This window comes from Arthrobacter sp. HLT1-20, from assembly GCF_054510895.1.
Window position 1 is genome coordinate 24,934 of sequence record NZ_JBTNDR010000037.1, and the last position, 11,723, is coordinate 36,656.

General features: G+C 65.5%; 5 protein-coding genes and 2 tRNA genes. 5 read left to right on the top strand and 2 right to left on the bottom strand.

Annotated elements, in window-relative coordinates; translation table 11 throughout:
• Positions 1-69 precede the first annotated feature (69 nt).
• Positions 70-1,053: an NAD(P)H-quinone oxidoreductase gene (locus ACX80Q_RS15860; protein WP_459331497.1), complete on the bottom strand. Its 984-nt coding sequence runs from the start codon at positions 1,051-1,053 to the stop codon at positions 70-72.
• Between the two features lie 95 nt (positions 1,054-1,148).
• Here ACX80Q_RS15860 and ACX80Q_RS15865 point away from each other — a divergent pair.
• A tRNA-Ser gene (locus ACX80Q_RS15865) sits at positions 1,149-1,236 on the top strand.
• A gap of 349 nt (positions 1,237-1,585) precedes the next feature.
• Positions 1,586-6,385 (top strand): ExeM/NucH family extracellular endonuclease, encoded by a 4,800-nt coding sequence (locus ACX80Q_RS15870; RefSeq protein WP_459331498.1) that lies wholly within the window; start codon positions 1,586-1,588, stop codon positions 6,383-6,385.
• Between the two features lie 133 nt (positions 6,386-6,518).
• Here the strand turns inward: ACX80Q_RS15870 and ACX80Q_RS15875 are convergent, their stop codons facing one another.
• Positions 6,519-8,453 carry an FAD/NAD(P)-binding protein gene (locus ACX80Q_RS15875; protein WP_459331499.1) on the bottom strand — a complete coding sequence of 645 codons (1,935 nt, stop codon included), beginning with the start codon at positions 8,451-8,453 and terminating at the stop codon, positions 6,519-6,521.
• An 89-nt stretch (positions 8,454-8,542) separates the two neighbouring features.
• Here ACX80Q_RS15875 and ACX80Q_RS15880 point away from each other — a divergent pair, with 89 nt between their 5' ends.
• From ACX80Q_RS15880 to ACX80Q_RS15890, 3 genes are all read left to right on the top strand, one after another.
• A complete protein-coding gene (locus ACX80Q_RS15880) occupies positions 8,543-10,663 on the top strand; it encodes a prolyl oligopeptidase family serine peptidase (protein WP_459331500.1) in 2,121 nt (706 codons plus the stop codon).
• Positions 10,664-10,769: 106 nt separating this feature from the next.
• Positions 10,770-10,857 (top strand) — tRNA-Ser (locus ACX80Q_RS15885).
• Positions 10,858-10,982: 125 nt separating this feature from the next.
• Positions 10,983-11,654 (top strand): FadR/GntR family transcriptional regulator, encoded by a 672-nt coding sequence (locus tag ACX80Q_RS15890; protein ID WP_459331501.1) that lies wholly within the window; start codon positions 10,983-10,985, stop codon positions 11,652-11,654.
• Positions 11,655-11,723 lie beyond the last annotated feature (69 nt).

Below are 11,723 nucleotides of genomic sequence, written 5' to 3' on the forward strand. Positions count from 1 at the left end.
GTATGGTCAAAGCAAGCGGTGGAGCGTCATATTGGCCAAACGGCCCACACAATGCAGGCGCCGGTACGTCTACAGCGTCAACAGCACCTTTCCCACGTGCGCGCCGGAATCAAAGTATTCGTGCGCGGCGGCAACCTGGGTGAGCGGGAACGTCTTGTCCACCATGGGCTTGACGGCACCGCTGGCCACGAGCGGCCAGACGTGATCCCGCACGCCCTCCATGATGGCGGTTTTCTCGTCCACCGGGCGGGCCCGCAGCGTGGTGCCAATAATGGCCGCCCGCTTGGTGAGCAGCACACCCAGGTTGAGTTCCGCCGTCGCACCTCCCTGCAGGCCAATGACCACCAGGCGGCCGTAGGTGGCCAGTGCGTCAATGTTGCGCGCCAAGTACTTGGCCCCGACGACGTCGAGAATCACGTTGGCGCCCTGCCCGCCGGTGAATTCGCGGACCCGTTCCACAAAGTCGTGGGTGCGGTAGTTGACGGCCAGGTCCGCGCCGAGGTAGCCGGTGAGCATGGCGGCCTTTTCGTCACTGCCGGCCGTGGCCACAACCCGGGCCCCAGCGGCCTTGGCTAGCTGAATGGCCATGGCACCAACGCCGCCGGCCCCGCCATGGATCAGCACGGTCTCGCCGGCCTGCAGTTGCGCCGTCATGAAGAGATTTGAATACACCGTGGCGGCAACCTCGGGCAGTGCGGCGGCCGTGACAACGTCAACGCCCTCGGGCAGGGGCAGCACCTGGCCCGCCGGGACCGCCACCTGGGCCGCATATCCGCCACCTGTGAGCAACGCCACAACCTTGTCGCCCAGGCTGAACGGCTTGGTCACGTTGGGGCCAAAAGCGGATATCCGCCCGGATACTTCAAGGCCCAGAATGTGGGATGCACCCGTCGGCGGCGGATAGAAACCACGCCGCTGCTGCACGTCGGCACGGTTGATTCCCGCGGCAACCACGTCAATGAGCACCTCGCCGGGGCCCGGCACCGGAGCGCCCGCCTCGATGAGAGCCAAAACTTCCGGCCCGCCTGCACCCGTTGTAACAATCGCCTTCATGACCTTCTCCATCGCCTTCAAGTACCCGTGAATCATTGTTGTGCCGCCGCTCATTTTGGTGGCACAGCCCTGCCTATGAAACACTACTAGGGTAAGGAAGGTTGTCCGAGCGGCCGATGGAGCTGGTCTTGAAAACCAGTGTGCGGTAACCCCGTACCGCGAGTTCGAATCTCGCACCTTCCGCGCGTATGAAGGGAAGCAGTCTCATCACGAGGCTGCTTCCCTTTTCTTTGCCCTTTTGGCGCATTGGCGGCCCCGCGTGGCCGCACAAAGAACCTGGCGGGGGCACAGCCCTCTTGCGTCAACCACCCCTGTCCTTTTGACTCATTTTCGCCCACAAACGGCTCAAAACCCTGATATTTCATTGACCGAGACCGTCCGTTCATGGTTGATTCACATTCACGTGTTTGGCTCAAACACATTCCCGCGCGGCAGGCTGGGGGGCCGCCTTGTGCCGTCCTCCACCCTTGAAAACTGCGGATCATCATCACTCACGGCGCTGGGGAGCGCCACACTTTTGAGAGTTGGAGACATGACGAGCACCACCTTCATCAAGGCTGGGCTGGGGGCCGTGCTGGCCTTTGGCCTGGCCCTGGCCCCGCTGGCGGTTTCACCCGCCCTGGCCACAGACAACACGGCAACCCCCGAATCCACCGCGGCTGCCACGTCCACTGAAAGTGCGACGGCGCCACTCGCCCCAACCGGCACGCTCGCCCCCGCTGTGGCCCTACCGGGAGCCCTGGCCGCCCCTCACGTGGTCATCAACGAGGCTTACCTCAACGGCGGATCGGCCAACGCCACACACAAGAACAAGTTTGTGGAACTGTACAACCCCACCGGGGCAGACATTAGCCTCAGCGGCTGGTCGCTGCAGTACCGCTCCGCCACAGGCAAGGTGGCACCCACGGGCCTGACGGCGCTGAGCGGCACCATCAAGGCCAAGGCCCACTACCTGATCAAGGGCAATTCCAACGGCGACGCGGGCAAGGACCTGCCTGCCGACGACGCCGATTCGAGCGGCTTTGCCTTTGCCGCCGGCGGCGGAACCCTGATCCTCTCCAACCAGGCCGCCAAGCTGCCGGCTGATTTGGCCACCGGATCCCTGATTGGCGCCGCGGGCGTTGTTGACCTGCTGGGCTACGGCTCCTCCAATACCTTTGAAACCGCAGCCTCCGCTGCCGCCTCCGTGGCGGTGTCGCTGAACCGCACAGGCTTCGCGGACACTGACAACAATTCCACCGACTTCGCGGCGCAGCCCCCCACGCCCACCGGGACCGGCGGCGGTGACGAACCGCCCGCTCCCCCGGTTGACTCCGGGTCCAAGACCATTGCCGAGATCCAGGGCCAGGGCGCGGCGAGCCCCCTGGTGGGCACCACTGTCACCACCAAGGGCAAGGTCACTGCGAGCTACCCCTCCGGCGGGTTCAACGGCTACTACATCCAGACCCCGGGCACGGGCGGCGATATTGACGTCGCCACCCACAAGGCCTCCGACGGCGTCTTCGTCTACTCCCCGGCCACTGTGGCCGAGGCAAAGATTGGCGACTACGTCCAGGTCACGGGCCTGGTGACCGAGTTTGGCGGCGCCGCAGATGCCAACAAATTGACTGAAATCAGCGTCGACGCCGGCAAGCTGGTGACGCTGGCCGAGGCAGCCCCCGAAGTCAAGACCGCCGTCGTGGGCCTTCCCGCCACGGATGCCCAGCGGGAGTCCCTTGAGGGCATGCTGGTGGCACCACAGGGGACCTTCACAGTCACCGACAACTACTCGCTGAACAATTACGGCGAGATTGGCCTGGCCGCCGGAACCACCCCGCTGGTCCAGCCCACGGCCGTGGCACCCTACGGCTCGGCCGCCTACACCGCCAAGGTTGCCGAGAACGCCGCCCGCGCCATCAAGCTCGACGACGGCGCCAGCACCAACTTCCTCAGCGCAGCCGGGGCTGCCATGCCCCTGCCGTATCTGAGCCAGGGCACGCCCATGCGAGTGTCCGCGAAGGGCGAGTTCGGCTCCCCCGTCATCTTCGACAACCGCAACAACTCTTACAAGTTCCAGCCGTTGACGGCACTGACCCCGGACAACGCCAAGACCGTGCAACCCATCGGCTTCGGCAACAACCGCCCGGCGGCCCCCAAGAACGTTGGCGGAAGCCTGAAAGTGGCTTCGTTCAACGTGGAGAACTACTTCCCCACCACAGGGGACAAGGATGCCGGCTGCCAGTTCTACACCGACAGGGCCGGCAACAAGGTGACCGTCAAGACCGGCTGCCTGCAGCGCGGCGCCGCCGACGCGGTAAACCTCAAACGCCAACAGGACAAGATCGTGGCCGGCATCAACGCCTCCGGCGCGGACGTGCTCTCGCTGGAGGAAATCGAGAACTCGGCCAAGTTCGGCCTGGACCGCGACGACGCTCTGGCCAAGCTGGTCACCGCCTTGAATGCGGCCGCACCGGGTGTGTGGGACTACGTCCGTTCCCCTGCCGAGCGCCCCGCGCTGACGGACGAGGACGTGATCCGCACGGCGTTCATCTTCAAGAAGAAGGTGGCCGCACCCGTGGGCGGATCTGTCATCCTGGATGACGCCGCGTTTACCGGGGTTGCCCGCCAGCCGCTGGCACAGTCATTCAAGGTGGCCGGCGCAGCAGACTCTGCCAAGGTGCTGTTGATTGTCAACCATTTCAAGTCCAAGGGCTCAGCCCTTCCCGGCGATAGCGACCAGGGGCAGGGCAACTCCAACCTGGCCCGCACGGCCCAGGCCAAGGCTCTGGTGGCGTTCTCCACCAAGCTGCAGGCGGATCAGGGCACCGACAAGGTCCTGCTGATGGGCGACTTCAACGCCTACGGTTTTGAGGACCCCATCAACGTCATGACGGCGGCCGGCTATGTGGACCAGGACCCCAAGACCGGCAAGCACTCCTACAGCTTCGGCGGCATGGTGGGCTCGCTGGACCACATCCTGGCTTCCCCGGCCGCGGAGGCGCTGGTCAGCGGTGCGGACATCTGGAACATCAACTCCGCCGAGTCCGTAGCCATGGGCTACAGCCGCCACAACTACAACGTCACAAACTTCTACGAGCCCACGCACTACTCCGCCTCCGACCACGACCCGGTGGTGGTGGGGCTGAACTTGGATGCCGCGCCGGCGGACACCAAGGAGATCAACCTCCTGAACATCAATGACTTCCACGGCCGGATTGACGCCAACACGGTGAAGTTTGCCGGCACGGTGGAGCAACTCCGTGCGGCCTCGGGCGCAGGCAAGACGGCATTCCTGTCCGCTGGTGACAACATTGGCGCCAGCCTGTTCGCCTGCGCGTCGCAGCAGGACAAGCCCACCATTGATGTGCTCAACGCACTCGAGCTGCAGGCATCCGCGGTAGGAAACCACGAGTTCGACAGCGGCTATGCTGACCTGGACGGCCGTGTCAGCACTGCCGCAGCCTGGAACTATCTTGGGGCGAATGTCTACGCCAAGGGAACCAGCACGCCCGTCCTGGACGAGTACAAGATCGTCACAGTCAACGGCGTGAAGGTTGCCATCATTGGCGCCATCACCGAAGAAACACCCACCCTGGTGACCCCCTCCGGCGTCGCCATGCTGGACTTTGGTAACCCTGTTGAGGCCGTGAACCGGGTGGCCAAGAAGATCACCGACGGCAAGCTGGCCGACGTCATCGTGGCCGAATACCACGAAGGGGCCGGGGCCGGCACGCCCGACGGCGGCACCCTGGAGCAGGAAGTGGCGCAGGCTGGCGCGTTCAAGGAGATCGTGGAGCAGACCAGCGCCTCGGTCAACGCCATCTTCACCGGCCACACGCACAAGCAGTACGCCTGGGACGCACCAATTCCCGGCATCGGGGCCAACGCGGCCATCAAGACCCGTCCCATCCTGCAAACCGGCAGCTACGGGGAGAACATTGGCCAGATCCAGTTGTTCGTTGACAGCACCACGCACCAGGTGACCTCTTACACCGAACGCATCGTGCCGCGCACCGCCAACGACGACGCCGAACTCGTGGCCAAGTTCCCGCGCGTTGCGGCAGTCAAGACCATCACCGACAAGGCCCTGGCCGACGCCAAGGTGGCCGGCAGCGTCCCGGTGGGCAAAATCTCCGCCGACATCACCACCGCGCAGACGGTGGACCCCGTAACGGGCAAGTTCATCCGCGACGACCGCGCCAGCGAATCCGCCTTGGGCAACCTGGTGGGCAACTCCCTCCTGGACGCCCTCAAGGGCGAGCAGACAGGCGGAGCCGAGATCGGCGTCGTCAATCCCGGCGGACTCCGCGCGGACCTGCTGTACAAGAACACCGGCTTTGACGACGGCGTGGTGTCGTACGCGAATGCCAATGCGGTGCTGCCGTTTGTGAACAACCTGTGGACCACCTCGCTCACGGGCGCCCAGGTGAAGACCATGCTGGAGCAGCAGTGGCAGACCAACGCGGACGGCACCATCCCCAGCCGCCCGTTCCTGAACCTTGGCCTGTCCTCCAATGTGGACTACACCTACGATTCGTCCCGCAAGCTGGGCGAGCACATCACCTCGGTGGTCATCAACGGTGCGCCGCTGGATCTGAAACGTTCATACCGTGTGGGCACCTTCAGCTTCCTGGCAACCGGCGGCGACAACTTCCGTGTCTTCACGCAGGGCAGCAACACCAAGGATTCCGGGCTCATCGACCGGGACGCCTGGATCAAGTACCTGGGCGAAAAATCTGCTACCACGCCCATTGCGCCCGACTTCTCCCGCCGTGGCGTGGACGTGGTCAATGCCCCGGCCACTGTAGCTGAAGGCCAGAAAGTCAGCATTGGCCTGAACAAGCTGGACCTGACCTCACTGGGAGTCACGGCGTCCACCCAGGTCACGGTCCGCTACGAGCCCTCGGGCAGCGGCGGCGGGACCGGCTTTGCCGTTCTGGCCGGTGCGGTCCTGCCGGCCGAACTGGGCACCTTCCCCGTCACCAACGGCGCGGCAACACTGGCGTTCACGGTTCCGGCACAACTCAACGCCGGCCGTTTCACGTTCACCACCGACGGCGGAACGTACGCCAGGCTGCCCATCGCCATCCCGGTGTCGGCTGGCACGGGCACCCCGGTGCCCAGCACCGCACCCGGCACCGCGTCCCCTTCCACCAGCACGACGCCGGGAACGTCACCATCCGCGGGTGCGGGCAACGGTGCGGGCAACGGTGCGGGCTCCGGCAACGGTTCCGGTGACCTCGCGTCCACGGGCGCCGCCGCGCTTCCCCTGGGACTCGGTGCACTGGTCCTGCTCGGTGCCGGTGCCGCAGTCGCCATGGCATCACGGCGCAAGGCGGCCACCAAGCACTAGCAAGCGACTAGACGGATCCACCGCGCCCGTCCCCGCTTTTCGAACCCGTTCCGTCCTACGGGCGCGAAAAGCGGGGGCGGGCGCGGTCGTGTCAGCGGTCAGCGGTCAGCGGTCAGCGGTCAGCGGTCAGCGGTCAGCCCAGGATGTCGGCGGCAATCGCGTCGGCGTCCAGAACGGTGCGGTAGCCGCTGCGGTACTTCGCCGAGGCCTCAGCGGCGATGGCAGTGCCCCATTGCACCGAGGACAGCTGCAGACCCAAGACATACAATCCGTCAACGGGGACGCCTGTGCCGTCCAGGGGCCTGTACGGCGGCGCCGAGACGTCCAGGCCGCTGGTCACCACGGGTTCGCCGTCGGCCGGGAGCATGACGCGGGGACGGGCCAGGCCGTCGGCGAGCAAATTGGCCACCAAAACAGAGTCGCTGCTTTGAATTTGGTTAGCCGGGGCCAGCGCCTCCACCAGGTAGCCCGCTTCCCACGGAGAATCGGCAACCCAAGGCGAGGCGACGGTAAACAGCCCGTGCTGGATCCTAAAGACGGGATCGGGGCCAGCAAAGTGGACCACGCCGGCGCGCACCAACGCCGCCAGCTGCTCCATACGCACGGCAGGCGGCCCGCTGGCCAACCCCTCCACGAAGCCCTCGAACCAGCCGCGCAGCTCCCCCAGCCAGGAAACCTGCGTGATTCCCTTGTCCGCCACGAGCGACTTAATGATGGCCCTGCCGGCATTGAGCGCACCAATGGCCATCTTGACGGGATCGTCCTCGCCGCGGGCCGAGCCGGCGGCATCGGCGCTCAGGTAGGCCAGCACGGCGTCGTCCATCTGCGCATGCGAGATAAACCGGTGGGTGGTGCCAGTGCGCAGCGGGTGCCGGGACAGCGGCCGGGCAAGGCCCAGCAAATCGAGGATGTGCTCGGCCTGGACATGCCTGGCCAGCAGCTCCTTGAGCCGGGCCACCCACCCGGGGTCGCCGCCGTCGAGCCCTTCATGGAGCAGCGCATCGAGCTCGGGCAGGAACTGGGCCGAGACGGTTTCAGGAAGCGTCCGGGCCAGCGTGGTGTAGTAGGCCCAGAGGGTGTCGCGGTGCAGCAGGGGCCAAATGTCGTGGTCAAAACCGGCCGTGGCGCCCATGGCCTTGATGGCGGCCACCGCGTCCTCACCCAGAAAACGCAAGGTGACACTGTGCGGATAGTAGCTTTGCAGCTCCGCCTTGGCCCGGTACGGGGTGCCGCGCCGGGAGGCCCCCACAATCACGGGCTCCTGCCCCGAGGGCACGTACCGCAGCGCCGCGCCGGCCGGCTGCCCGGTGGGCTCAAAGGTGCCGCCGCGGCCCTCGGTGAGCTGGCCCAAAACGTCAAAGAAGTTCAGTCCCATGCCGCGCACCAGGACTGTTTCACCCGCGGGCAGCTGCGCCCAGTCCACGTCATTGGGCACGGCCGGCGGCAGGTATGTCAGGCCGTTGGTGCGGGCATCCTCGCGCAGGGCACGCTGGGCGGGGTTGAGCTTCGACTCCACATGGCCCAGGGCCAGCACCACCTGGTGGGCGTGCAGCTTTTTCCCGTCCAGAAGTGCGACGTCGAACCCACCGTTTTCGTGGGCCCTCGCCACCCGCTTCGCCTCGGTGGCGTGGACGGTGAGTGTCACGTTGTTGGGGAGCCGGTCCACGAGCTGCTCAAAGCACCAGCTCAGGTAGCGGCCATAGAGGGCGCGGCTGGGGAATCCCGAGGCTGCGAGCGCGGCAAGTTCGGCTTTGTCTTCAGCCGTGAGCATGTCCGCAGGTGTTTCACGCTGGGCAGCACGCCATTCATTGAAGGTGGCACCGGCCAGCGGCGGGGCAGCCACACCCTGGTCGGGAATCAGGGTGGGAAAAAAGCTCTGGGTGTTCATCAAGTACAGCCGCGATTGCCCCGTGCGCCACACATGCCCGGCACCTGGCGGAAAGGGATCCACCAGGTGGATGTGCAGCTCTTGCGCCGACTCTTTGTTCACGTGTTGGGCCAGTAGGCGTTCCATGACGGAAGTCCCGCGGGGCCCCGCCCCCACAATAACCACAGTCTGCACACCCATAGATTCCACTCCTTGAGCTTAACCGATGAGGCCCAACGCCGCTGGCGGAACCGTGCACCGGAGCCCGCGCGGCTGCCTAGGATGGGACTATGACGCAAGCACCGACACCTGTAAACATGGCCCCTGAGCCCCACGACGAGAACCTGTGGCTGGAGGACATCCACGGCGAGTCCGCCATGGCCTGGGTCCGCGAGCGCAATGCACGCACCGACGCCGCACTGCTGACCCCGAGCTATGCGGCACTTGAGGCATCCGTGCTGCAGGTCCTGGACTCCAAGGACAGGATCCCCATGGTGTCCAAGCGTGGGGATTGGTACTACAACTTCTGGCGCGACGAGGCTAACCCGCGCGGGCTCTGGCGGCGCACCACCTGGGAGAGCTACCTCAGCGAGTCCCCTGATTGGCAGCTCCTGCTGGACGTTGACGCCCTGTGTGCCGAGGAGGATACCCCATGGCTCTGGGCCGGGGCCTCGTTGCTGCGCCCGGCACCCGGTCAGGAGTACAGCCGCGCAATGGTCGCATTGTCCCCCGACGGCGGCGACGCTGTGGCCTACAGGGAATTTGATGTGTCCAGCCGCAACTTTGTGGAGGGCGGCTTCGAGCTGCCCGCTGCCAAGACGCGCCTGAGCTGGCGCGACACCGACACCCTGTATGTGGGGACCGATACCGGCGAGGGGTCCATGACGGCTTCCTCCTATCCGGCCGCCACCCGCATCCTGCGACGCGGAGAATCCCTGGCCGATCTGGCCGCCAAGGAGCCGCTGTTCTCGGTCCCCCTGGACCACCTCAGCGGAGGGGTTTCGCACAGCAGCACACCCGGATTTGAGCGGGACGTTGCCTACGACGTCCTGGATTTCTTCAACAGCCGCAGCTACCTGCGCGTGGGCGATGACTGGGTGCACATCGACGTCCCGGACAGCATGAACGTTTCGCTGCACCACGAGTGGCTCCTGCTGCGCCCGCGCACTGACTGGGCGCTTGACGGCGCTGTCCATGCCGCCGGCACCCTGCTGGCCATTGAGCTGGACGCCTTCCTGGCCGGCAGCCGGGAGTTGCGCACCATCTTTGCCCCCACGGCGGCCCAGTCGCTGCAGTCATGGAGCTGGACCCGGGACTACCTGCTGCTGAACCTGCTGGCGGATGTGTCCTCCACAATCCTGGTACTGAACCCCGCCGCGGACTGGGCTGTGCAGGAACTTGACGCCTGCCCGCCGCTGCATTCCGTGGACGCCTATGCCGTGGATTCCGAGGACCCGGAGGCCGGCAACGACTACTGGCTCATTGCCACGGGCTTCCTCACCCCCTCCACCGTGTACCGCGGCACCCTGCCCGCAGGGCTTGGCACCCACCCGGCCGGCACCCCGGTGGAGCCGGCCACGCTGGTGCGGGAGGCGCCGTCGTTCTTCACGGCGGAGAAGTACAGCGTGGAGCAGCACTTCGCGGTCTCGGCGGACGGCACCCGCGTGCCGTACTTTCAGGTGGGGCCCAAGGATCTGGTGCTCGACGGCGCCAACCCCACCTTGCTCAGTGGCTACGGCGGCTTTGAAGTGTCACGCACCCCTGCCTACAGCGGCACCGTGGGCCGGACGTGGCTGGATCGCGGCGGCGTGTACGTGGTGGCGAACATCCGCGGCGGCGGCGAGTACGGGCCCAGCTGGCACACGGCCGCCCTGCAGGAAAACCGGCACCGCGCCTACGAGGACTTTGCCGCCGTGGCCCGCGACCTGTCAGCCCGGGGCGTGGCCCTGCCGGCGCACCTGGGCTGCGCTGGCGGCAGCAACGGCGGGCTGCTGGTGGGCAACATGCTCACCCACTACCCCACGCTCTTTGGCGCCGTATCCTGCGGTGTTCCGCTGCTGGACATGCGCCGCTACACGAAGCTTTCGGCAGGCGCGTCCTGGATTGCCGAATACGGCGACCCCGACGTGCCGGAGCAGTGGGAGTTCATCAAAACGTTCTCGCCGTACCATCTGCTGCGCTCCGACGTCCGGTATCCGGCAACGTTCATTTGGACGGCAACCTCCGATGACCGGGTGGGGCCCGTGCAGGCACGCAAGATGGCGGCCCGGATGGAGTCCATGGGCATTGACGTGTGGTTCCATGAGGCGCTGGAGGGCGGCCATGCGGGGGCCGGCAACAACGAGCAGGCGGCACGTTTACACACGGCGTCGCACGAATTCTTGTGGCGGGCACTCACCGGCGGACTGTAGGAATTTTTCTTCATTTCCGCCAACCCCTGCCCTCGTTTTGCATTGAGGGCCCTCTCATGGGTAAAGTTTGGGATGCTGGTTAGGGGCTTCTACCTTAGCCAGTGCTGGAGACGTGCCAGAGCGGCCGAATGGGCTTCACTGCTAATGAAGTGTGGGGCACAACTCCACCGGGAGTTCAAATCTCCCCGTCTCCGCTGTAAAAATGCACCCTCAACTTTGTTGGGGGTGCATTTTTGTATGCTCAATTTGTATACTCAAGCCGTGCCGTCAACAGCGCGTTGCCCCGACCAAATAAACATCAGACCATTAGACTGGTGTCATGGCCGTAACTGACGAAGCAATCACCAAAATCAAGGAAATGATCATCTCCGGGGAGCTCTGTGCCGGAGATCGATTGCCGCCGGAAAAGGAACTCAGCGAGAAGCTGGGGCTTTCCCGCAGCTCCCTGCGCGAAGCCGTCAAGGCGCTGGAAATCATCAGGGTCCTCGACGTGCGCCGCGGCGACGGAACCTATGTGACAAGCCTTGAGCCCAAACTGCTCACCGAAGCCATGACGTTCATAGTGGACCTGCACCAGGACGAATCCATTCTGGACATCTTTGAAGTCCGTCGCATCCTGGAGCCTGCCGCTGCCGCCATGGCCGCCGGGCGCATCACGCCCGAGCAAATCACCGCACTGCGCGCCACCATGGAGAACATCAACGACGAAACCAGTGTTGAGTCCCTGGTGGAGCACGACCTCATCTTCCACGAACTGATTGCCACGGCCGCCAACAACTCCTACCTGTCCAGCGTTCTGGACGGGCTCTCCAGCAGCACCGTGCGCGCCCGCATCTGGCGCGGCCTCACCCAGGAAAAGGCCGTTGACAGGACGCTCTCGGAGCACGCGGCCATCATCGAGGCGCTGGAGCGCGGCGACGCCGAGCTGGCCAAGTCCCTGCTGACGGTGCACATCAGCGGCGTGGAGCACTGGCTCCGCCAAGCCCTCTAGCTTCCCCAACTGCCGTGACGGGGGGGGGAGGAGGGGGGGGGGGGGGGGGGGGGGGGGGGGGGCGGGAAC